A 22,011-nucleotide genomic window follows, 5' to 3' on the forward strand; every position below is an offset into this window, starting at 1 on the left:
AGTGAGCGAGAGCACCCTGCGAGACCAGGCGGCGACCCCGGGCACGCCACCGCGGCGGCCCGCCCGGGGGCTGCCCGGCCTCGCCACCGACGCGTTCCTGCGCCGCCGTGAGGCGACCATCCTCCTGGTGGCGCTCGGACTGCTGATCTACTTCCAGACCGCCAAGTCGGTCTTCCTGACCCACGACAACCTGGTCAACGTGTCCCAGGGCACCGCGCCGTACGCCATCATCGCCGTCGGCGAGGTGTTCCTGCTCGTCAGCGGCGAGATCGACCTGTCGGTCGGAATGGTCTTCGCGCTGGCGCCCTTCCTCATGCACTACATGGTCGACTTCTCCGGCGTCTACCCGATCATCGCGATCGTGCTGGCGGTCCTGGCCGGCGCGCTCATCGGACTCGGCAACGGGCTGGTGACGGTCGTGCTGCGGGTGCCGTCGTTCGTCGCCACCCTGGGCTCGATGTTCCTGGTCCAGGGCATCATGCTCACCACCTCCCACGCCTACCCGGCGCAGATCCCCGAGGCGGCGGACGGCCTGGCGGGCTGGTTCGGGCGCGCCCCGTGGGCGGAGCTGACCTGGTGCCTGGTGATCGTGGTGTTCTTCCACCTGGTGCTCACCCGCACCCGGTGGGGGCTGCACACGGTCGCGACCGGCGGCAACCCGCTCGGCGCCGCCGAGGCGGGCATCCGCACCGGCCGGATCAAGATCGGCAACTTCATGCTCACCGGCGCGCTCGGCGCCTTCGCCGGCATCCTGGAGGCCTTCCGGGTCGGCTCCATCGACCCGAGTTCGGGCGGGTCGAACGCGATGTTCATCGCGGTGTCGGCCGCGGTCATCGGCGGCACCGCCCTGGCCGGGGGCTCGGGGACCGTCGTCGGCGCGCTGCTCGGAGCGCTGGTGCTGGCCGAGATGCAGAACGGCTTCAACCTCATCGGGATCAGCGCGAACCCGTTCAACATCATCCTCGGGTCGGCGATCATCATCTCGATGGTGCTGAACGTCCACCTGGCCCGGCTGCGAAGGGCGGGGCGCTCATGAGCGACGCGCTGAGGGTGGAGGGCATCAGCAAGCGCTTCGGCGGCGTGGAGGCCCTCGCCGACGTCACGCTGCGCCTCGGCAAGGGCGAGGTGCTCGGCCTCATCGGCGACAACGGCGCCGGGAAGTCCACGCTCATCAAGATCATCAGTGGCTTCCAGCGGCCGGACTCCGGGCGCATCCTCATCGACGGCACGGAGGTCAGCCCGCGCTCGGTGGACCACGCCCGCTCGCTCGGCGTCGACACCGTCTACCAGGACCTCGCCCTCGTCAACGAGCTCAGCGTCTACCACAACATGTTCCTCAACCGGGAGCTGGTGCGCTGGCCGCTGCTCAGCAACCGCGCGATGCGCCGGCGGGCCGCGCGGCAGCTGGCCGACATGGGGGTCCGGATCCCGTCGGTGGACGTCGAGGTCGCCAAGCTGTCCGGCGGCCAGCGGCAGGCCATCGCGGTCGCCCGCTCGGTCTACTCCGACGCGCGCATCCTGCTGCTCGACGAGCCGCTGGCCGCGATGGGCGCCAAGGAGGGCACGATGATCCTCGACCTCGTCCGCGACCTCAAGGAGCGCGGCGAGGTGTCGATCATCATCATCGCGCACAACTACGCCCAGGTACTGGACGTCTGCGACCGGGTCAACCTGCTGCAGCACGGGCGGATCTCCTTCGACAGGCCGACGTCGGAGACCTCCCTGCAGGAGCTGACCGACCTGGTCGTCGCCGACTACCGCCGCGGCCGGGGACTGTAGGCGCCCTTCGGGCCGGGCCCGGCTGGCCCGGCCCGAAGGCGTGCCCGCCTTCGGCGGGAGGCATGGTCAGGCGGACTCCGCCTGGGCCTTGAACCAGGCTCTCCGCTGGCCGAAGAAGAAGAGCACGGCCCACAGCGTCCAGACCAGGCCGTAGACGGGGTGCTCGCTGAACAGCGCTCCGACCGCGCCGGCGACCGCGCCGAACATCGCCGGAAGGCAGGCCGCGAAGGTCAGGCGGGGCATCACGGCGGCCGACAGCAGCAGGCCGATCAGCAGCCCCGGTGAGACGGCCACCGCCCACTCGGGCGGGCAGACCGCGACCATGCCCTCGCGGTGGGGGACGAGCACGATGCAGATCGCGGCGGCGATTCCGCTGAGGGCGCCCAGAAGCATGAGCCTGCCTTCCGCCGGGTGACACCCACGGTATTCCCGTCCCGCGCGGACGCCGCCGATCCCGGGTGGCCGGATGCGGGCGCCTCGCCGCCGCGGCCTCTACCGGGCGCCTCCGACCTGCTCGCGCAGGGGGAAGCGCTGCAGCTTGCCGGTGTTGGTGCGGGGGAGCCGATCGACGAAGCGGACCGACCTCGGGTACTTGTAGGGGGCGATCGTCCGCTTGGTGAAGTCCTGCAGCTCGGCGGCCTTGGCCGCGTCCCCCTCGACCCCTTCGCGCAGCACCACGAACGCCGTCACCACGGCGCCGCGGTCGGGGTCGGGGGCGCCGACCACCCCGCATTCGAGCACGTCCGGGTGCTCGATCAGCGCCTGCTCGACCTCGGGCCCGGCGATGTTGTAGCCGGACGAGATGATCATGTCGTCGCTGCGGGCCTGGTACCAGAAGTAGCCGTCGGCGTCGCGGATGTAGGTGTCGCCGGTGATGTTCCAGCCGTCCTGGACGTAGGTCTTCTGCCGGGCGTCGGCGAGGTAGCGGCACCCGGTCGGGCCGCGGACCGCGAGCTGCCCGGGAGTCCCGTCCGGGACCGGCCGGCCGGCGGCGTCCACCACGGCCGCCTGGTAGCCGGGGACCGGGACGCCCGTCGCGCCCGGCCTGATGGCGTCGTCGGCGGCCGCGACGAAGATGTGCAGCATCTCGGTCGAGCCGATCCCGTCGATGATCCGCACGCCCGTCTCCTCGTGGAACGCCCTCCACACCGAGGCCGGAAGGTGCTCGCCCGCCGAGACGCAGCGCCGCACCGCGGCCAGCCGCCGGGCCAGCCCGGCGGCCAGGATCGCCCGGTAGGTCGTCGGCGCGGTGGACAGCACCGTCACGCCGTGCTCCGCCGCGATCTCGGCGAGCTCGGCCGGGGTCGCCTTCTCGATCAGCAGGGCGGAGGCGCCGGCGCGGAGCGGGAACACCAGCAGCCCGCCCAGCCCGTAGGTGAACCCCAGCGGCGGCGACGCGGCGAAGACGTCGTCGGGAACGGGCTTGAGGAGATGCCGGGAGAAGGTGTCGGCGATCGCCAGCACGTCGCGGTGGAAGTGCATGGTGGCCTTGGGGCGTCCGGTGGTGCCCGAGGTGAACGCCAGCAGCGCGACGTCGTCGGCGGCGGTGTCGACGTCCTCGAAGGTCCCGTCCTTGCCCGCCGCCCGGGACACCAGGTCGCCGGCGTCGTCCGAGCCGTAGGGCACGGTGCGCATGCCTGGGGTCTGCGCCGCGGCGAGGTCGTCCAGGAAACGGTGGTCGCACAGTGCCAGGTTCGGCCGGGCCGACTCGGCGATGGCGGTCAGCTCCCGGGCGCGCAGCATCGGCATGGTCGTGATCACCACGCCGCCCGCCTTGAGCACGCCGAGCCAGGCCGCGGCCAGCCAGGGGTGGTTCGGCCCGCGCAGCAGCACGCGGTTGCCCGGCACCAGCCCGAGGTCGTCCACCAGCACCCGGGCCACCTGGTTCGCCCGCCGCAGCACGTCGCCGTAGGTCCACAGGAGACCGCCGGGGGTGCGCAGGCAGGGCCGGCCGGCGCCCACGGCCCTCGCCGTCTCGTCCAGCAGGACGTGCGCGCAGTTGAGCCGCTCGGGGTAGGCGACCTCCGCCGGTGTGAGGTCGAGATCGGGCCATTCGTCGTGGGGAGGCAGGTTGTCGCGGCAGAACGTGTCGACGTGCGCGGAGGCGCTGGGCTCCATCGGGCCACCTCTCCGTCCAAGGCGGGCGATGCCTCCGGCCGGGGGCCGGAGGCATCGCGCTGGAATGAGCGCGGTCAGAGAGTCCGCTATAAAAAAATATAGCTGGGTCGGCCGTGTCGTGGTAGTGACCGGTACCCGTCGCGGCGTCCGCGCCCTGGCCCCCTGGCCGCAACCGGCCCCGGCGGGCAGGCGGGGTCCGGCACGTTGTTTAGCCATTGACTTATATAAGTCGCACCGAAATAATGGCGTGATGCACGTGTTCGATGTCCTGGGGGACCCGGTGAGGCGCCGGATCCTGGAGCTGCTCGCCGACGGCGAGCAGACCTCGGGCGCGATCGCCGCGGTCATCCAGGCGGAGTTCGGGATCTCGCAGCCCGGCGTGTCCCAGCACCTTCGCGTGCTGCGGGAGAGCGGGCTCGCGACGGTCCGGGCGAGGGGCGCGCACCGCCTCTACGCCGTGGACTCCGCGACCCTGCGGGAGATCGACACGTGGCTGGAGCGCTTCCGCCGGTTCTGGACCCAGCATCTGGACGCCCTGGGCGCCGAGTTCGAGGACAAGTGAGCCCGCTACGCCCCCAGGAACTCGCCGCCGTTCAGGTGCAGGGTCGCGCCCGTCACGTGCGGGTGGGAGACGAGAAAGGAGACGGCGTCCGCGCACTCGTCCATCGAAAGGGTTCGCTCCAGGAGGGAGGCCTCACGATGGCGGGCGCGAAAGTCGGGCGTCATACGCCGGGCCACAGGTGAGTCTTCGACGATGCTGGGGGACAGCGCGTTGACGCGCACGTCCGGCGCGAGTTCCTTCGCCAGCGTCCGCGCGAGAGCGATCGTGGCCCCCTTCGCCGCGGCATAACACGGGTCGTAGCTTCCGCGATAGGCCGCCGGGGACGACAGGAAGACGATGCTCGACCCCTTCGCCAGCAGGTGGCGCGCACTCCGGATGAACAGGAGCGGACCGGTGACGTGCGTGGCGAACATCGCCGCCGCGTGCCGGCCGGTCAGCTCGGTCAGCGAAGCGCTCGGCTCCAGGTTGGTGGCGATGACGAGCGCGTCCAACGGCGGGCACGCCGCCGCCGCCGCGACGACCGAAGCCTCGTCCCCGATGTCGAGGCCGATGTCGGCACGCGGCGACCGGGACGCCACGAGGCACTCCCAGCCGGAGCCCCCCAACCGCCGGACCACGGCGCCGCCGATCGCGCCCAGCCCGCCGATCACGAGCGCCCGCCGCGGCCCTGCCTCCCGATCCCGCACGCGAGGGCTAACCCGCGACCGCGCCCTGGGACGGCGCGTCGGGCACCGACGTGGACTTCGGCACGCCCTTGAAGGTGAACTTGGCGTTTTCGGCGGTGTCGGTGTTGTCGGGGTCGAAGCCCTCGGTGCCGACGATGACGATCTGGCCGGGCTTGAGCTCGTTGTAGAGGATCTTCTCCGAGAGGTTGTCCTCGATCTCGCGCTGGATGGTGCGGCGCAGTGGCCGGGCGCCCAGGACCGGGTCGTAGCCGCGGATGGCCAGCAGGTCCTTGGCCTCCTGACGCAGCTCGATGCCCATGTCGCGGTCGTGGAGCCGCTGGTCGACCTTGGCGATCATCAGATCCACGATCTGGATGATCTCCTTGGGGGTGAGCTGGTGGAACACCACCGTGTCATCGACACGGTTGAGGAACTCGGGCCGGAAGTGCTGCTTGAGCTCTTCGGACACCTTGGCCTTCATCCGCTCGTACGAGCCCTGCTCGTCGTTCTGCCGCGCGAACCCCATCGACACGCCCTTGGAGATGTCCTTGGACCCAAGGTTGGTCGTCATGATGATCACGGTGTTCTTGAAGTCCACCACCCGGCCCTGGGCATCGGTCAGACGACCGTCCTCCAGGATCTGCAGCAGCGAGTTGAAGATGTCCTGGTGGGCCTTCTCGATCTCATCGAACAGCACCACCGAGAACGGCTTGCGCCGCACCTTCTCGGTCAGCTGACCGCCCTCCTCATACCCGACATAGCCGGGCGGAGAACCGAACAGCCGCGACACCGTGTGCTTCTCCATGAACTCCGACATGTCCAGCTGGATCAGCGCGTCCTCGTCCCCGAACAAGAACTCCGCCAGCGTCTTGGACAACTCGGTCTTCCCCACCCCGGAGGGGCCGGCGAAGATGAACGAGCCACCCGGACGCTTGGGGTCCTTGAGGCCCGCCCGGGTCCGCCGGATCGACTGCGACAGCGCCTTGATCGCGTCCTCCTGACCGATCACGCGCTTGTGGAGCTCGTCCTCCATCCGCAGCAGCCGCGTCGACTCCTCCTCGGTCAGCTTGAACACCGGGATCCCGGTCGCGGTGGCCAGCACCTCGGCGATCAGCTCATCGGTGACCTCGGCGACCACGTCCATGTCACCGGCCTTCCACTCCTTCTCCCGCTGCGCCTTCTGCCCCAGCAGCTGCTTCTCCGAATCCCGCAGCGCCGCGGCCTTCTCGAAGTCCTGCGCGTCGATCGCCGACTCCTTGTCACGACGCACATCGGCGATCTTCTCGTCGTACTCGCGCAGGTCCGGCGGTGCGGTCATCCGACGGATCCGCATCCGCGACCCCGCCTCATCGATCAGATCGATCGCCTTGTCCGGCAGGAACCGATCCGAGATGTAGCGGTCGGCCAGCTGCGCCGCCGCCACCAGCGCACCATCGGTGATCGACACCCGGTGATGCGCCTCATACCGGTCCCGCAGCCCCTTGAGGATCTCGATCGTGTGCGACAACGACGGCTCGGCCACCTGGATCGGCTGGAACCGCCGCTCCAGCGCCGCGTCCTTCTCCAGATGCTTGCGGTACTCATCCAGCGTCGTCGCACCGATCGTCTGCAACTCACCCCGCGCCAGCATCGGCTTCAGGATCGAGGCGGCGTCGATCGCGCCCTCCGCGGCGCCCGCACCCACCAGCGTGTGCAGCTCATCGATGAACAAGATGATGTCGCCGCGAGTCCGGATCTCCTTGAGGACCTTCTTCAAACGCTCCTCGAAATCACCCCGATACCGCGAACCCGCGACCAGCGCACCCAGGTCCAGGGTGTAGAGCTGCTTGTCCTTGAGCGTCTCGGGCACCTCACCCTTGACGATCTTCTGCGCCAGACCCTCCACCACCGCGGTCTTACCCACACCCGGCTCACCCACCAGCACCGGATTGTTCTTGGTACGCCGCGACAGCACCTGCATGACCCGCTCGATCTCCTTGTCCCGGCCGATCACCGGGTCGAGCTTGCCCTCACGCGCCGCCTGCGTCAGATTCCGACCGAACTGATCCAGCACCAGCGACGTCGACGGAGCCGCCTCCGACGGACCACCAGAAGCCGCCGGCTCCTTCCCCTGGTACCCGTGCAGCAACTGAATCACCTGCTGACGCACCCGGTTCAGATCCGCACCCAACTTCACCAGCACCTGAGCCGCGACACCCTCACCCTCACGGATCAACCCCAGCAGGATGTGCTCGGTACCGATGTAGTTGTGACCCAGCTGCAACGCCTCACGCAGCGACAGCTCCAAAACCTTCTTCGCCCGCGGAGTGAACGGAATATGCCCCGAAGGAGCCTGCTGCCCCTGACCGATGATCTCCTCGACCTGCTGACGCACAGCCTCAAGACTGATCCCCAGACTCTCCAGAGCCTTGGCGGCAACCCCCTCACCCTCGTGGATCAGACCCAGGAGGATGTGCTCGGTACCGATGTAGTTGTGGTTGAGCATCCTGGCCTCTTCCTGAGCCAGAACAACAACCCGCCGCGCGCGGTCGGTGAACCTCTCGAACATCTCCTCGCTCCTCCCGGGGCCGCCGGTTACTATCAGATTCTAAAGTGTTCTGGCGAGGATCGGTGGATGTTCGCAATGGGCGTAAGAGCCTGGGACGTCCCCGGCCCCGGCCGGTCGTCCGCGCGCCGGCCCGCGACCTGGAGGGGATCCATGTCTCTCGAGAACCATCCCATGGTCGACGCGCTGGTCTCGGGTCGCACCGATCAGTCCGGCGACCCGCGCGCCCCGCACGAGCGCCCCGAGCGCGATCAGTCCCGCTTGCGGATCAGCGTGACGCCGTCCCCGATCGAGAGGATGACCGCCTCGACCCGGCCGTCCGCGGCGACGTGATCGTTGAACTCGCGGATCGCCCGGGTGTCGGCGTCCCTCGCGCGCCTGGCCGCGGAGACCTCCGCGGGGGGAGTGTCGGCGACGGGGGCGACGACGTGGCCGCGCCACAGGACGTTGTCGGCGAGGACGGCGCCGCCCGGCCGCATGCGCGGGAGCAGCTCCTCGTAGTAGGCGATGTAGTTCTCCTTGTCGGCGTCGATGAAGGCGAGATCGACGACCGGGTCGGGGGCGAGCGCCCGTAGCGTGTCCAGCGCGGGGCCGAGCCGCAGCTGGATCCGGTCCGCCACGCCGGCCTCCGTCCACGCCTCGCGGGCGATCCGCCCCCATTCCTTGTCGACGTCGCAGCAGAGAAGGCCGCCGCCGGGAGCGAGCCCCCGGGCGATGCACAGCGCCGAGTAGCCGGTGAACGTGCCGATCTCGATCGCCCGGCGGGCCCCCATGAGCCGGGTCAGCAAGGTCAGGAACGCCCCCTCGTCGGGGCCGATCTGCATCCGGGCCACCGGGCCGAGCCGGGCGGTCCGCTCCATGAGCCGGCGCTGCGCGCCGTCCGCGGGGAGGCTGTGCGCGATGAGGTAGTCGTACAGTTCCGCCGTCACCGGCGTGGTCTTGAGCGCGCACATGGCCCTGGCCTCTCCGTGATTCTCCCAGAAACTTTAATAAATTGTAGCAACATCCTTCTCATTTCCAGGGAGCCCGCGCCGTCCCCATCGGCCCGCCTTGCTCGCTTTGAGCTGGTCAGTTAAGTGACCACTGAAATCCTCCGCCGCAGGGGCGCTGGCGGGAGGGCCTTGGGGTAGGGGTTGACGACGAAGAATCGCTATATAAAACTTCAGCGACAGGGCCCCGTCAACGATCCGCGGACCAGGCAGGTGCCCACCACACGTTCTCGACAGACGCTGGAGGTGTCTGGTTTGAGCTCTCTCCGTGAGACGTACGAGTCCCTCAACCTCGAACCCAAGCCGATTCGTCCGCACATCCTCGCCGCGGCCACCGTCGTGTTCGGCGACGACTACTACGCCGGCCGGCGGGAGACCATCAACCTGTCCGGCTTCGTCCAGCTGAACAAGTGGCCGATGCCGGGCTTCGAGCACCGGGTGGACGAGAAGGGCCACGCCGAGCTGGAGACCGAACTGATCAGCGCGCCCGAGGTCGGCATCAAGGGGTACAGCTACGAGCTGGACGACCGCATCCAGGTCCTGTCCAACCCGTTCCTCCCCAACTCCGGCCACGTGCGCCAGATCGTCCCGGGCAAGAACTTCCCGGCCGAGTTCTACATCCGGCGCTTCGGCATCCTCGAGACCAGCACCCTGCGGCTGGCCCACCGCAACGTCATCGACATCTACGGCGTGGTCGACAGCATCCCGCCGTACAAGAAGCCGCTGACCGGCCCGTACCTGGGCAGCCCGCGCGGCGACGGCCCGTTCGACGTGGTGCAGGCGCCCAACGTGGTGCGCGGGACCACCCTGCCCGAGGCCTGGTACCCGGCCAACGACGACAACGAGCCGGTCGGCCTGACGCCCACGGTGTTCTTCGCCGCGAGCGCCGGCCCCTGCATGTCGATGCTGGTCGACCCCTCCATGATCATGCAGGTCTCGCTGGAGGGGCAGATCGAGGTCGAGGTCGACGGCAGGACCGAGGTCATCGAGCTGGAGGGCGACTACCGCAAGGCGGCCGGCACGGAGATCCTCCTGTTCGGCCCCGACAAGCACGACGAGGGCCAGGGCGTTCTCGCCCAGATGGCCCGGGTCGCCATGGTCGGCCACAACGAGGCCCTCGGCGGCCGCGTGATGCTGCGGGCGAGCTGGCCGCGGCCGTCGGGCGGCACGCTGGGCGACGGCACCGAGGACAGCCTCAGCCGGGTCCGGTTCCCGAGCGAGCTGCACATCGACGCCGAGTTCGAGCTCGTGACGCCGCACGGCAACCTGTACGCGGCCCGGCCCGCCCACGTGGCCGGCAAGCTCAGGGACCTCGAGGCCACCGGCAGCGAGCTGAGCATGGTCGGCGCGGACGCGCCGCTCGTCACCACCGACGGCACGGTCAAGGCACGGCTGACCGGCGTCCGGCTGGCGATGCGCGACGCCCACGTCGGTGAGACGGCGGCGGTCAACATCTGAGGTTTCCCGCGAACCTCTTGACGTGTCCGGCGGGACTGGATCTGATGGAAATTCCAATAGTTCCAGTCTCGCCGGGACGTATGTGCGGCCCGCCCCGCCGGCCGTTCCGGGTACCTGCGAAGGGGAGGCGTCGTGGACCAGCGACTGCTGCTGATGCACCAGGCGATGCTCGCCGACCGGCCCCGGCTGGAGGCCTACGAGCGGGCGCTCGAAGACGCGATACCGCCCGGCGGGGTGGTCGCCGACGTCGGGGCCGGCACGCTCGCGCTGTCCCTGCTCGCGCTGCGGTGCGGCGCCGAGCACGTCTACGCCGTCGAGGCCGACCCCGAGACGGCCCAGGTCGCGGCCAGGATCGCCGAGCAGAACGACCTCAAGGGCCGGCTCACCCTCGTCCAGGGAGACGCGCGCCGCGTGCGGCTGCCGGTCAAGGCGGACGTCGTGGTCTCGGAGATGATGGGCAACCTCGGGCCGGAGGAGCAGATGATGGAGGTCCTCGGCTCCTTCGCGCGGCGCAACCTCGCCCCCGGCGGGCGGGTCGTGCCGGAGCGCCTGGTCACCCGGCTGGCGGCCATCGAGTTCGACGGCGAGGGCTGGGGGCTCTGGAACGAGGACTTCTTCGGCTACCGGCTGGACGCGGTTCAGGATTGTGTAGTTCCCGCCGCCCAGCTGCACTTCTTCCAGCGCCCGCCCACGATGCTCGGCGAACCGGCGGCCATCGCCGACCAGCACGGCGGCAAGGGGGCCTACCAGCGGGCGAGCCGGCGGCTGACCATCAACCGGACCGGCCGGCTGCACGCCATCGCCGGATACTTCACCGCCACCCTCGCGCCGGGCGTGACGCTGTCCAACCTCCCCTCGTATCCGGGCTGCAACTGGGCGGTCTGGATCTGGCCGCTGCGGCACACCGCGGTGTCGGCGGGGGACGTCCTGCACGTCCGGATGCACCGGCCCGAAGACGTCCGGGCGGCCACCGACTGGCGGCTTGAGTGCGGCCTCAGCAAGAAAGGAGGAGGCTGATGCCTTACGCGGCGGGGTCGGTGCGCGACATCCCGGTTCGCGGCGGCCTGAAACTGTGCGGGCTGACCTGGAGCGGGCAGTACCTCTGGTACTCGGAAGCGGTGCAGAACCAGATCGCGGCGATGGACCCCCGGACCGGCGAGGTGGTGCGGAGGATCCCGTGCCACGGCGTCCGCACCGACCTGACCACGCTCGGCGGCAGCCTCGTCCAGGTCGTGGGCGAGCGGCGGACCCTGCGCGTCTTCGACCCCGAGTCCGGCGACGTCGTCGGCGAGCTGCCCAACCCGCGGCCGGGGCGGCTCCTGTGCGGGCTGGAGGCCACCAGCCAGGGCGTGTGGACGGGATACGAGGACCTGCAGGTCATCGACCTGCGCAGCGTCGAGGACCTGCGGCTCATCGCCAGCTACCCGGTGCGCCGCCCGGTCGCCGGGGTCACCGTCTCCGACGACTACCTGGCCTACGCCGACTACCGCGGATGCTCCATCAACCTGATCGATCTGAACCAGGGGCGCGAGGTGGCCTCGATCACGGTCAACGGCAGTCCCACCGGGATCGCCTGGGACGGCAGGCTGATCTGGTACTGCGACCACGCGACCCTCCAGCTGCGGGCGATCGAGGTGCCGGGAATCACCGGAGGCAGGCAGCATGACGACGACAGGCGCTGAGCGGCGACCGGCGGCGGTCCCCGCCGCACGCGTGGCCCCCGCACGCCTCGCGCTCGCCGGCCGGGGCGCGCGCGTTCTGGCGATCGTCGCCGTCACCCTCGTGCCGGCCGGGATCGCCGGCCTCGTCCGGACGGCGCTGCGCGGACGCGCGGCGGGGCGCCGGTACCTCTACCGCCGGACGGCCGTCCTGCTGATGAGGCTCGGCCCCACGTTCATCAAGGCCGGCCAGGTCCTCGGCACCCGGCGGGACGTGCTTCCCGCGGAGCTCTGCGACGAGCTGTCGGTCCTCCAGGACTCGGTGGCGCCGCTGAACCGCGCCGAGACCCGCCGCGCCTTCGCGGAGGCCTACGGGACGCAGCCCCTCGGCGGGCGCTTCGCGCACGTCGACCGGCGGCCGGTCGCCAGCGGGAGCGTCGCCTCCGTCTACCGGGGCGCGCTCGCGTCCGGCGACCAGGTGGCGATCAAGCTGCGCCGCCCCGGCATCGACCGGGTGATGCGGCAGGACCTGGCGCTGATGAGGGCGGGCGCCGGGCTGGCGGCCCGCCTGCCCGTGTTCCGCGGCGTCCCGGTCACCGACGTGGTGGACAACATGTGCGCCGCCGTCCTCGGCCAGCTCGACTTCGGCCGGGAGGCCGACAGCCTGACGCGGCTGCGCGACAACCTCGCGCCCGTGCCCCGGGTGTGGGTCCCGCAGGTGCACCAGGCCGAGTCGAGACCGCGCTGCATCGTCATGGAGTTCATACCGGACCTGGACGTGGGCGCCGCGGCGAGATGCCCCCTGGCGATGCGGAAGCGGTTCGCGGTGTCGGCGCTGACCGCCATCTACCAGATGCTGTTCGTCGACGGCTTCGTGCACTGCGACATGCACCCCGGGAACCTCTACTTCACCCGCCAGGGGCAGGTCGTCGTGCTCGACGCGGGGTTCAGCGTCCAGCTGACCGAGCGCCTGCGCCGGCTGTTCGCCGAGTTCTTCATGAACATGTCCACCGGCCGGGGCCGCCGCTGCGCCGAGATCGTCATCGAGAGCTCGGCGGGGGTGCGCGACGACGCCGACCTCGAGGGCTTCATCGTGCGGATGGCCGACCTGGTCGAGCGCAGCCACGGCCTGCCGGCCAAGGAGTTCAGCCTGATCGCCTTCGCCACGGAGATGTTCGACCTGCAGCGCCGGTTCGGCATCCACGCCGCGCCCGAGCTGATCTTCCCGCTGCTGTCCCTGCTCGTCATCGAGGGGACCATCCGCGAACTCGACCCGGAGATCGACTTCCAGGAGACCGCGAAGCCCGTCCTGAACCGCGGCCTCTTCGGCGCCCGGTAGCGGCGCGGGAGCGCGCCCGGCCGGGCGGCCGGCGTTCGAGGCCGAGTTATATAAGTTTGATATTATTATTCCGTGCACGCGTTCGATGTTCTCGGCGATCCGGTCCGCCGCCGCATCCTGGAGCTGCTGTCCGGTGGCGGACACTCCTCCGGGGAGATCTGCGCCGTCATCCAGGAGGAGTTCGGCATCTCCCAGCCGGCGGTGTCGCAGCATCTGAAGGTGCTGCGCGACAACGGGTTCGCCTCCGTCCGGCCCGAGGGGACGCGGCGGCTGTACGCGATCGACCCCGCGCCGCTGCGCGAGGTCGACGGTTGGCTGGAGCAGTTCCGGCGGTTCTGGTCCCAGCCGCTCGACGCACTGGCCACGGAGGTCGCCAGGGGACGGCGCGAGAGCCGCGGCGCGGCCGGGAGCCGGGCGCCGGGAGAGGGCTGATCCCCCCTCAGACGGCCCGCCCCGGGCGGCGCGACGGCGAACGGATCGGCTACAGGCGCGCGACGAGGTCGGTGAGCTCGGCGGCGACGGCCGTGGGAGAGGGCAGGCCCGCGACCTCCGTGCGGACCTCGGCGGTCGCCGTCCTCAGCGTCTCGTCTCCGAGCAGGCGTTCCAGCATCGTCGCGGTGATCTCGTCGGCCGGCGCCGTCAGCCCGATCCCCCGGTCGCGCACGTCCTGCCCGATGGCCTCGGAGGCCACGTCCTGCGGGTCGAGCGCGACCATCTGGGGGACCCCGGCCTCGACCGCGGTCAGGACGGTGTTGGCGCCGCCGTGGTGCACGACCGCCGAGCACGTCCGGAACAGCTCGCCGAAGGGGACCCAGCCGTCGGCGGGACGGACGTTCGGCGGCAGCGTGCCGAGGGCGGAGGTGTCGACGTTGCCGAGGGCGAGCACGAAGTCGGCGTCCACCTTCGACGCGGCCTCGATGACCGGCGGCAGCGTGCCGAGGCCGAAGAACCTGGCCGAGAAGCCGCCGCCGAGCGAGAGCACGACTCTCGGCCGCCGCGGCCGCTGCCGCCAGAGCCCGCCCAGGACCCCGCCGCCGTCGTAGGAGTGCCCGCCCATGAACCCGCCCTCGGGCCTGGCGTGCAGCATGCTCGGCGGCAGCCGCTCCAGGATCATCGCGGGCCGCGGGATCGCCGGTATCCCGTACTCGTCGCACTGGTCCGACAGCAGGCCGGCCGTCAGCTGATGGGTCCGCCCGGTGGTGAAGGGCCCCAGGTTCCGCTGGACGGCCGGAACGCCGAGCCTGGCCGCCGCCATCGCCCCGGCGGTGGTCGTCTGCTCGTAGACGACGAGGTCCGGCCGCCACTGGTCGACCACCTCCATGGTCCCGGGGACCAGCGGCCGGTTGAACCCGGCGAACATGGGCGCCCGGGGGGAGATGTCCCTGTCCGGCCCGACACTCCGGAACCACGTCTCCGCGAACTCCGGATCGTCCTCGAGTACCTTCTGGGCGATCGCCACGGCGTCGTAGCCCGGCGCGACGTCGACCACCGGCAGGCCGGCGCCGGTCGCCCACTCGGGGCGTTCCGCGAGCGCCACGAGCACCTCGTGACCCGCGGAGCGGAAGGCCCAGGCCAGGGGCACGAGCGTGAAGACGTGGCCGGCCGCGGGGACGGAGATGAACAGCACGCGCATGGTGGGATCCTCCCTGGGGGGGCGTGGACCGGGCGCCGACGAGGAAATCTCCGGTCTACTCCTCCAGGAGATTACTATATATAGTTCAAGTGTCTAGCGAGCTGGAGGAGTTCGTGACGCCGCCGATCTGCCCGCCCGACCTGTCGGCCAGGCCGTACCGCGCGATCGTGGACCATCCCGCGGGCGTTCCGGCCGGCGCGGTGTTCCGCGCCTGGACCGAGCGCTTCGACCAGTGGTTCGCCCAGCCGGGTGAGATCGTGATGAGGGCCGAGGTCAACGCGCCCTACTTCTTCCAGACGTTCCACGAGGGGCGGCGCCATCCGCACTACGGCCGGTTCCTCCGGGTCGACCCGGGCCGGCTGATCGAGCTGACCTGGCTCAACGAGGCGGGGACCCGCGGGGTCGAGACGGTGCTGACCGTCGAGACGTCGCCCCGGTCGAGCGGCTCCCTGCTGCGCCTGACGCACGCGGGCTTCCCGGACGACAGGACGAGGGAAGAGCACGAGACCGCGTGGAGATCGATCCTCCTGGACCGCCTCGACCCCGTGCTGCGAGGGGCGGAGACCTGACCGGTGGCGACGCGCGCCACGCGTTCCCGATCCGAGGAGTGTTCCGCATGGCCACTGCCGAAGAGTACGAAGCCCTCTTCAAGGCCTTCGACCACGACGGCGACGGCGTCATCGAGCAGACCGACGTCGACCTGCTCGTGCAGCGGTGGTGCCGCGCGCTGCACGTGGTGCCCGGCTCTCCCCAATGGCTGGCGATAACGAGACCGTCCAACAGGCTGTGGCAGCACCTGGAGGGAACCGTCGACGCGGCCGGGGACAAGAAGGTGAGCAAGCGGGACTGGGTCGCCTCGCACGAGCTGCCGGGCTTCATCGAGAACGTCGCCATCCCATGGGGCGTCGCCGTGTTCGACATGGGCGCGGACGCCGACAAGCGGGTCTCCCTCCAGGTGTGGATGACGACGCATTCGGCGACGGGCTACCCGCAGCTGGAGAGCCTGGCCGGGTTCCAGCGCCTCGATGAGGACGGGGACGGGTACCTCGACAGGGATCCCTTCGTGAAGTACATCGAGGCCTTCTACCACCGAGAGCACGCCTGATCCCTCCCAGGGCGGCCCGCGGGGCATGGCATTAGACTTGCCTTATATAAGCTGCCGATTTATTATTTGCCCTGGACGGCCTGAACGCGGAGTGAGGGAGGCGGGCGAGATGACGACGTCCCAGCCGGTGGCGGGCGAGACAGTGCGCGGACCCCTGCTGACGCCCCGCGAGCGCCCGCCGGGGGCGGGCGCGCTCTCGGCGTCGCTGACCTTCGCGTCCCGCTCGCTTCTGAAGATCAAGCGGGCGCCCGAGGGGCTGTTCGGCGCCGTGCTGCAGGCGGTCATGTTCACCCTGCTCTTCACCTACCTCTTCGGCGGTGCGATCGCGGGGTCTCCCGGCAGGTACCTGGACTTCTTCCTCCCCGGGGTGTCGGTCATCGCGATCGTGCTCGCGAGCATGAACACCGGGTTCGTGCTGAACGTGGACATCGACCAGGGGGTCTTCGACCGGCTGCGGTCATTGCCGGTGTGGCAGCCGTCGGTGCTGGTCGGGGCGATGCTGGGGGACGTGGTCCGGTACGCGGTGGCGTCGGTCGTGCCGCTGCTGCTCGGGCTGGCGCTCGGGTTCCGCCCTGACGGCGGGCTGGGCGGCGTGGTGCTGGCGCTGCTGTTCCTCCAGGTGTTCGCCTTCAGCCTCGCCTGGGTCTGGGCCCTGATCGGCGTGGCGGTGCGCCAGGCGGCGTCGGCGCAGATGCTCATCATCACGCTGGACTCGGTCCTGCTGTTCGGCAGCAACATCATCGCGCCGCGCGAGACCATGCCGTCGTGGCTGCAGACCGCCATCGGGGTCAACCCGATCACCCACGCGGCGACGGCCGTGCGCGGGCTGATGCAGGGCACCGAGACGGCGGGCCAGATGGGGCGTGCGTTGCTGGCCTGCGCGATCCTCGTCGCGGTCTTCGCGCCCCTGACGGCGTACGCCTACTCGCGGCGCGGCCGCGCCTGAGCGGCGGGCGGCCGCCGCGCTTCCCTCCGGGACGCGAGCACGGGCTGTGCTACGTTATTTTAAAGTCAACTCGATGGAGCGGTGGCGCGACCGCACCCGGTCCGGACGGAGGGTCATGCCTGGCCAGCACACTTCGGGTCCCGCGCCCGTCCCGGCGGAGCCGGGCGGGCCCCGGTACGTCGCCGACTACCTGGAACGCCTCGGCGTCGGCGACCCGGGCGGGCCGTCGCGCTCCGGGCTCTTCGCGCTGCACCGGGCCCACGTGGAGCGGGTGCCGTACGAGGTGCTGGAGATCCAGCTGGGACGGCCGACCACCGCGGACCCGCGTGACGCGGCCGGCCAGGTGCTGAAGGGGCGCGGCGGGTACTGCGTGCAGCTCAACGGCGCGTTCTCCACCCTGCTCGCGGCGCTCGGATACGACGTCACGTGGCACCGGGCCGGCGTTCACGCGAGCCGCAAGCTGCCGCCGGTCGGCCCGGCCGAACCGGCTCCGCACCTGGTGCTCACCGTGAGCGTCGAGGGTGAGTCCTGGATGGTGGACGTCGGCCTCGGCGACGGGCTGCACGAACCCCTGCCGTTGCGTCCCGGCGAGTACCGGCAGGGCCCCTTCGCCTTCCGGCTCGGCCCCTCGGAGTTCGGGCCCGGCTGCTGGCGCTTCGAGCACGACCCCGGCGGCGCGATCGCCGGGCTCGACTTCTCGACGGCGCCCGCCGGTCCGGCGGACTTCGCCGAGTGGCACCCCTACCTGGCCACCGACCCCGAATCGCGCCTGGTGAGAACGGTCGCGGTGATGCGGCGCGACGCGACGAGCGTCGACAGCCTGACGGGATGCATGCTGCGGCACACCGGCGACTCCGGCGGGACGACGAGAGAACTCGGCACCTCGGAGGAGTGGTACGGCGCGCTCGCCGAGGTCTTCGGTCTCCCGCTGGCGGATGTGGGCCCGCAGGAGCGGACCGCGCTGTGGGCGAAGGTGCGGGGCGCCCACGAGGCCTGGCTCGATGCGCGGGCCCGGCGGTCCGCCGCCCGCGCCTGAGCGCACCGCACGGTCCCGGGCGCACCGGCCGGGCTAGGCCGGAACCTCGACCCGCGTGTCGTCGCCGACGACCAGCCGGGGCCGGGCCGAGGCGCTCACGCTGGCGTTGCGGCCGATGATCGAGTCGTGCAGGCCGGCGAAGCCGGAGACGGACGCGTTGTCGAGGACGATGGAGCCGGCGACGCCGGTGCGCCGCAGGACGCAGCCCCGGCCGATCGACGTGCGGGGACCGATGTGGCAGTCCTCGATGACCGAGCCGGCGCCGACGATCACGGGGCCCTCGATGCGGGAGCGCACGACCCGCGCCCCGGCCTCGACGACGACCACGCCGCCGACCTCGCTGTGCGCGTCGACCTCGCCGGCGATGCCGGGCTGCAGCGCCTCCAGGAGCCGCCGGTTGCAGTCCAGGACGTCCTCCGCGCGGCCGGTGTCCTTCCAGTAGCCGCCGTACTCGGTGGCCCGCACGTCAGCGCCCCGGGCCAGCATCCACTGGACGGCGTCGGTGATCTCGAGCTCGCCCCGGGCGCTCGGCTCGATCGACGCCACCGCCTCGTGGATGGCCGGGGTGAAGAAGTACACGCCGATGAGCCCCAGATCGCTCCGGGGCTCCTCCGGCTTCTCCACCAGCCGCTCGACCCGGCCCTCGACGTCCAGCTCCACGACACCGAAGGCGCGCGGGTCCGCCACCTTGTGCACCAGCACCTGGGCGTCGGGCCGCTGCGCGGCGAAGTCGTCGGCGACGTCCGCGACCCCCTGGGGCAGCATGTTGTCGCCCAGGTACATCACGAAGTCGTCGTCGGCCAGGAAGGCGCGGGCCAGGATCACGCAGTGCGCGAGGCCGAGCGGCCTGTCCTGGTGGATGTAGGTCACCCGCGCGCCGAACCGGGAGCCGTCGCCCGCGAAATCGATGATCTCCTGCGCCCGGTCGCCGACGATGATGCCGATCTCCGTGACGCCGAGGGCGCGGATGTTGAGCAGGACGTACTCCAGGACCGGCTTGTTGGCGATCGGCATCATCTGCTTGGCCATGGAGTGGCTGAAAGGGCGCAGCCGCATTCCCGATCCACCCGACAGCACCAGAGCTTTCATCGGTTGCTTCCTCGCAGGCGCGTAGAAGGATCGCCGGGCTCCCGCCAACGGGGCAGGAGGCCGGCGGATACGGTTTCGGCCATGCTGGGCGCCGCCGCGTCCCCGTCGGACAGCAGCGGCGGCTCGGTCGTCCCCCAGGGGAGCGCGAGGTCGGGATCCAGCGGGTTGATGGAGATCTGGGCTTCGGGCGCGTGGGTGCTGGACAGGGCGTAGCAGACGCAGGTGTCGTCGGTGAGCGCCAGGAAGGCGTGGCCGGCGCCTTCGGGGATGTAGACGCTCCGGCCCGACCCGGCGTACAGCTCGTTGACCGCGTGGTGCCCGAAGGCCGGGGAGCCGACCCGCAGGTCGACCACGATGTCGCGCACCGCGCCGCTGACGCAGGTGACGTACTTGGCCTGTCCGGGCGGGACGGTCACGCCGCGGATGCCGCGGAGCGTGTTGCGCCGCGACGTCGAGCAGTTGATCTGCCGCGGGACGAAGGGGCGCCCCAGCACGGCTTCGAGGACGTCGGCGCGCATGACCTCGAAGAAGCCGCCCCGCCGGTCCGAGTGGTGGTCGGAGGTGAGGACGTAGGCCCCGGGAACGGCCGTCTCACGGACGTGCATGGCGCGCCGATCGTGGCAGTCGCATCGTGGGGCCGCCCTCAGCCCCGGTCGGCGCGGTACGCGGCACGCAGGGTGGTCGAGGGGGCCAGCCAGGCCATGTCGGCGACGTTGGCCCGCGCGTGGGTCCAGTTCGCCACCAGCCGCCAGCCGCGGCCCTGCATGTAGGCCGCGACGGCCTGCCGGGTCGCCCCGCAGTGGTAGCGGGCCTCCGCGCTGCCCTCGATCACGGCCAGGTCCAGCCGGTCCAGGTCCGCGCCCGCCAGCACGTCCAGCTCCGCGCCCTGGGCGTCCACCACGAGCACGTTGCAGCCGTGCTGGACCTCGCGCACCGGAATGACCTCGGTGGTGTCCAGCCTGGTCACCGTCATCGGCGGCAGCGGCGCGAGCAGGCTGGCCTGCTGGTCGTACTCCGTGACGTGCAGGGTGGCCGTTCCGCGCTCCCGCCCCGCGGCGGCCATGACGACCTCCTGGGCGGGCCGGCCTTCCCCGGGCTCCGGCCGGCCGGCCAGGTGGCGCCCGAGTTCGCGGGCGAGCGCCGCGGAGTGGTCGCGGTTGGGCTCCACCATGACGAGCCGCCGGAAACCGCACCGGACGAGCGCCGGCACTTCCTGCCCGACATGCGCCCCGACCTGCACCACTCCCACCGGATCCACGCCGAGCCGGCCCATCAGCCCCGGGAGCTGCCGCTCCCACCGGACGTACACCGGGGCGGCCGACCGATCGACCTCGGTCAGGGCGCGGCCCTGCGGGGCGGGGGAGGACCCGTGGGACATCGACGTACCTCCAGAGAGGGCGGACACCACCCGCGCGGTGTTAACTTTAGAAGCATATAGTACAGTGAGGTTGCGCGGCGGGCCCGGGCGGTCCTCCTCCGAGATCGCGTCCGCGGCCGGCGGGACGCGGCACGGACCGGGACGCCGCCGGGTGAGGAGTCCTGCATGGCCTTGCGTGATGTACGTGTCCTGCTTCTGTATCCGCCGAACCAGAGCGCCCCGGGGACGGTGTGCAAGCCGAACGGATCGCTCGCGTACCCCAACCTCGGCGGCGCGCTGCGCGACCACGGCGTGGACGTGCGCGTGTTCGACGCGTGCGTCGGGGACGACTCCGACGAGCTCGACGGCATATTCGACAAGCCCGTCCAGCTGCCGAGCGGCTTCCTGCGGACGGGCGTCAGCGACCAGCGGATCCTGGAGGAGGTCGCGGCCTACGACATCGTGGGGATCACCTCGATCTTCACGGACCAGGAGACGATGGTCCTGCACTGCGCGCGGCTCATCCGGGCGGCCTTCCCGGAGAAGGTCCTCGTCTCGGGCGGGGTCAACGCGCGGTCACGGCTGCCGCAGTTCTTCCGGGCCGGGTTCGACGCCGTCTGCCTCTCCGAGGCCGAGGGCACGATCATCAAGATCGTCGACGAGGTGCGCCGGTCGGCCCGTCCGGACTTCGCGGGGATCAGCGGTGTCGCGGTCCTGGACTCCGGCGAGATCCGCGTCAACCCCGCACGCCCGGACGACGTGGTGTGGGATCTGGACACTCTTCCCATGCCCGCCTGGGACCTGCTGCCGAACGAGCGGTACTGGACCATCGCCCGGCCGCACTCGGGCGTGTGGGAGTCCGGCACGGAGCTGCGCTACGCGGACATGATGACCTCCCTCGGCTGCCCCTTCCACTGCGCCTACTGCCATATCGCGGGGGAGCAGGAGGGGAGCGTGAGCGGCCCCATCGGGCGGTACCGCGCCAAGTCCGACGATCGCGTGCTGCGCGAGCTGGACGTCCTGAAAGGACTGGGCGTCGAGCACGTGATGATCGAGGACGACTCGCTCCTCGGGAACAAGAAGCGCGCCCTGCGGCTGCTGGGGAAGATCCGGGGAGCCGGGGTCGACATCTGCGATCTGAACGGCATCAACATCATCCACCTCCTCAAGCGGTGGAAACCCGACCACGAGGTGCTGGAGGCCCTGGCCGAAGCCGGGTTCACCCAGCTCAACCTTCCGTTCGAGTCGGGCAATCTCCGGATCCTGCGCAAGTACGCGAGCAACAAGCTGAACATCGAGATGGCCGACATCGAATCGCTGATCGTGGCATTGAAGGACTACGGCTTCAAGATTTTCGGCAACTACATGATGGGGTACCCCGACGAGACCATGGAGGAGATCCAGTCCACGATACGGATGGCCCGCGATCACGTGTCCTTCGGACTCGACGCCGCGAACTTCTTCATCGTGGTCCCGCTTCCGGGGACGCCCCTTTTCGACACGGCGATTTCGGAGGGGCATCTTCCGCGCGACTTCGATCCGGACACGATGAACATCTACCGGGCGAACATGTCCGGAACGGTCGTTCCGTCGCATGTCCTTGAGGAGTTGCGCAGCCGTGCGTGGGAGGAGGTCAACTCCTCGACGTGGAAGAACGCGAAGAAGGCGTGGGCCGCGACGGAGAGCTGACGGCCCCGGGCGGCGCCGCGCCGGGGGCGGTCCCGGAAAGGCC

The 22,011-nt window shown here is 70.7% G+C and carries 22 protein-coding genes; 13 read left to right on the forward strand and 9 right to left on the reverse strand.

Translation table 11 applies throughout. The features are described 5' to 3' along the window. Position 1 precedes the first annotated feature (1 nt). Both BJY14_RS41985 and BJY14_RS41990 read left to right on the forward strand, forming a co-directional pair. Positions 2-1,036, forward strand: a complete 1,035-nt coding sequence (locus BJY14_RS41985) for an ABC transporter permease (RefSeq protein ID WP_218905836.1) — start codon at positions 2-4, stop codon at positions 1,034-1,036. After that, positions 1,033-1,779, forward strand: a complete 747-nt coding sequence (locus BJY14_RS41990) for an ATP-binding cassette domain-containing protein (RefSeq protein WP_179848675.1) — start codon at positions 1,033-1,035, stop codon at positions 1,777-1,779. Before BJY14_RS41985 ends, BJY14_RS41990 begins: the two co-directional genes overlap by 4 nt. 66 nt (positions 1,780-1,845) lie before the next feature. On the opposite strand, the gene BJY14_RS41995 is transcribed toward BJY14_RS41990, so the two are convergent. After that, positions 1,846-2,172 (reverse strand): hypothetical protein, encoded by a 327-nt coding sequence (locus tag BJY14_RS41995; protein ID WP_179848676.1) that lies wholly within the window; start codon positions 2,170-2,172, stop codon positions 1,846-1,848. 99 nt (positions 2,173-2,271) lie between these two features. Beyond that, entirely contained in the window at positions 2,272-3,897 is a 1,626-nt protein-coding gene (locus BJY14_RS42000; RefSeq protein WP_179848677.1) for an AMP-binding protein, read from the reverse strand. Between the two features lie 250 nt (positions 3,898-4,147). Between BJY14_RS42000 and BJY14_RS42005 the strand changes: the two genes are divergently transcribed. After that, complete coding sequence (locus BJY14_RS42005; RefSeq protein WP_179834659.1) at positions 4,148-4,459, forward strand: ArsR/SmtB family transcription factor; 312 nt, start codon at positions 4,148-4,150, stop codon at positions 4,457-4,459. Between the two features lie 5 nt (positions 4,460-4,464). On the opposite strand, the gene BJY14_RS42010 is transcribed toward BJY14_RS42005, so the two are convergent. The 3 genes from BJY14_RS42010 to BJY14_RS42020 form a co-directional block, all read right to left on the reverse strand. After that, entirely contained in the window at positions 4,465-5,145 is a 681-nt protein-coding gene (locus BJY14_RS42010) for an SDR family NAD(P)-dependent oxidoreductase (protein WP_179848678.1), read from the reverse strand. A gap of 7 nt (positions 5,146-5,152) precedes the next feature. Further along, positions 5,153-7,672 (reverse strand): ATP-dependent Clp protease ATP-binding subunit, encoded by a 2,520-nt coding sequence (locus tag BJY14_RS42015; protein WP_179848679.1) that lies wholly within the window; start codon positions 7,670-7,672, stop codon positions 5,153-5,155. A 248-nt stretch (positions 7,673-7,920) separates the two neighbouring features. Then, the gene (locus tag BJY14_RS42020; protein ID WP_179848680.1) at positions 7,921-8,622 is read right to left on the reverse strand and encodes an O-methyltransferase; all 702 of its coding nucleotides are present in this window, start codon (positions 8,620-8,622) and stop codon (positions 7,921-7,923) included. 291 nt (positions 8,623-8,913) lie between these two features. Here BJY14_RS42020 and BJY14_RS42025 point away from each other — a divergent pair, with 291 nt between their 5' ends. The 5 genes from BJY14_RS42025 to BJY14_RS42045 all read left to right on the forward strand — a co-directional run bounded on the left by BJY14_RS42025 (position 8,914) and on the right by BJY14_RS42045 (position 13,545). Beyond that, positions 8,914-10,116: a DUF6004 family protein gene (locus tag BJY14_RS42025; protein WP_179848681.1), complete on the forward strand. Its 1,203-nt coding sequence runs from the start codon at positions 8,914-8,916 to the stop codon at positions 10,114-10,116. Positions 10,117-10,248: 132 nt separating this feature from the next. After that, positions 10,249-11,133, forward strand: a complete 885-nt coding sequence (locus BJY14_RS42030) for a class I SAM-dependent methyltransferase (RefSeq protein ID WP_179848682.1) — start codon at positions 10,249-10,251, stop codon at positions 11,131-11,133. Further along, a complete protein-coding gene (locus BJY14_RS42035) occupies positions 11,133-11,798 on the forward strand; it encodes an NHL repeat-containing protein (protein ID WP_179848683.1) in 666 nt (221 codons plus the stop codon). The genes BJY14_RS42030 and BJY14_RS42035 overlap by 1 nt, the downstream gene beginning before the upstream one ends. Next, positions 11,779-13,113, forward strand: a complete 1,335-nt coding sequence (locus BJY14_RS42040; protein WP_179848684.1) for an ABC1 kinase family protein — start codon at positions 11,779-11,781, stop codon at positions 13,111-13,113. The genes BJY14_RS42035 and BJY14_RS42040 overlap by 20 nt, the downstream gene beginning before the upstream one ends. A 72-nt stretch (positions 13,114-13,185) precedes the next feature. Beyond that, positions 13,186-13,545, forward strand: a complete 360-nt coding sequence (locus BJY14_RS42045; protein WP_179848685.1) for an ArsR/SmtB family transcription factor — start codon at positions 13,186-13,188, stop codon at positions 13,543-13,545. Between the two features lie 49 nt (positions 13,546-13,594). Here the strand turns inward: BJY14_RS42045 and BJY14_RS42050 are convergent, their stop codons facing one another. Beyond that, entirely contained in the window at positions 13,595-14,746 is a 1,152-nt protein-coding gene (locus BJY14_RS42050; RefSeq protein ID WP_179848686.1) for a nucleotide disphospho-sugar-binding domain-containing protein, read from the reverse strand. Positions 14,747-14,835: 89 nt separating this feature from the next. Here BJY14_RS42050 and BJY14_RS42055 point away from each other — a divergent pair, with 89 nt between their 5' ends. From BJY14_RS42055 to BJY14_RS42070, 4 genes are all read left to right on the forward strand, one after another. Further along, positions 14,836-15,315 (forward strand): SRPBCC family protein, encoded by a 480-nt coding sequence (locus tag BJY14_RS42055; RefSeq protein ID WP_218905837.1) that lies wholly within the window; start codon positions 14,836-14,838, stop codon positions 15,313-15,315. Positions 15,316-15,362: 47 nt separating this feature from the next. Beyond that, complete coding sequence (locus tag BJY14_RS42060) at positions 15,363-15,851, forward strand: EF-hand domain-containing protein (RefSeq protein ID WP_179848687.1); 489 nt, start codon at positions 15,363-15,365, stop codon at positions 15,849-15,851. A gap of 109 nt (positions 15,852-15,960) precedes the next feature. Further along, on the forward strand, positions 15,961-16,797 hold the full coding sequence (locus BJY14_RS42065; RefSeq protein ID WP_179848688.1) for an ABC transporter permease: 837 nt from the start codon (positions 15,961-15,963) through the stop codon (positions 16,795-16,797). A 73-nt stretch (positions 16,798-16,870) separates the two neighbouring features. Next, positions 16,871-17,833 (forward strand): arylamine N-acetyltransferase family protein, encoded by a 963-nt coding sequence (locus BJY14_RS42070; RefSeq protein WP_246396315.1) that lies wholly within the window; start codon positions 16,871-16,873, stop codon positions 17,831-17,833. Between the two features lie 33 nt (positions 17,834-17,866). Here the strand turns inward: BJY14_RS42070 and BJY14_RS42075 are convergent, their stop codons facing one another. The 3 genes from BJY14_RS42075 to BJY14_RS42085 are packed head-to-tail and all read right to left on the reverse strand — an operon-like array spanning position 17,867 to position 20,300. Then, on the reverse strand, positions 17,867-18,922 hold the full coding sequence (locus BJY14_RS42075; protein ID WP_179848690.1) for a glucose-1-phosphate thymidylyltransferase: 1,056 nt from the start codon (positions 18,920-18,922) through the stop codon (positions 17,867-17,869). Then, positions 18,919-19,527 carry a dTDP-4-dehydrorhamnose 3,5-epimerase family protein gene (locus BJY14_RS42080; protein ID WP_179848691.1) on the reverse strand — a complete coding sequence of 203 codons (609 nt, stop codon included), beginning with the start codon at positions 19,525-19,527 and terminating at the stop codon, positions 18,919-18,921. The genes BJY14_RS42075 and BJY14_RS42080 overlap by 4 nt, the downstream gene beginning before the upstream one ends. A 38-nt stretch (positions 19,528-19,565) precedes the next feature. Further along, positions 19,566-20,300: an FkbM family methyltransferase gene (locus BJY14_RS42085; protein WP_179848692.1), complete on the reverse strand. Its 735-nt coding sequence runs from the start codon at positions 20,298-20,300 to the stop codon at positions 19,566-19,568. 165 nt (positions 20,301-20,465) lie between these two features. Between BJY14_RS42085 and BJY14_RS42090 the strand changes: the two genes are divergently transcribed. Next, the gene (locus BJY14_RS42090) at positions 20,466-21,968 is read left to right on the forward strand and encodes a B12-binding domain-containing radical SAM protein (RefSeq protein ID WP_179848693.1); all 1,503 of its coding nucleotides are present in this window, start codon (positions 20,466-20,468) and stop codon (positions 21,966-21,968) included. Positions 21,969-22,011 lie beyond the last annotated feature (43 nt).

Origin of the sequence: Actinomadura luteofluorescens, from assembly GCF_013409365.1 — a bacterium.
Classification (GTDB): Bacteria; Actinomycetota; Actinomycetes; order Streptosporangiales; family Streptosporangiaceae; genus Spirillospora; species Spirillospora luteofluorescens.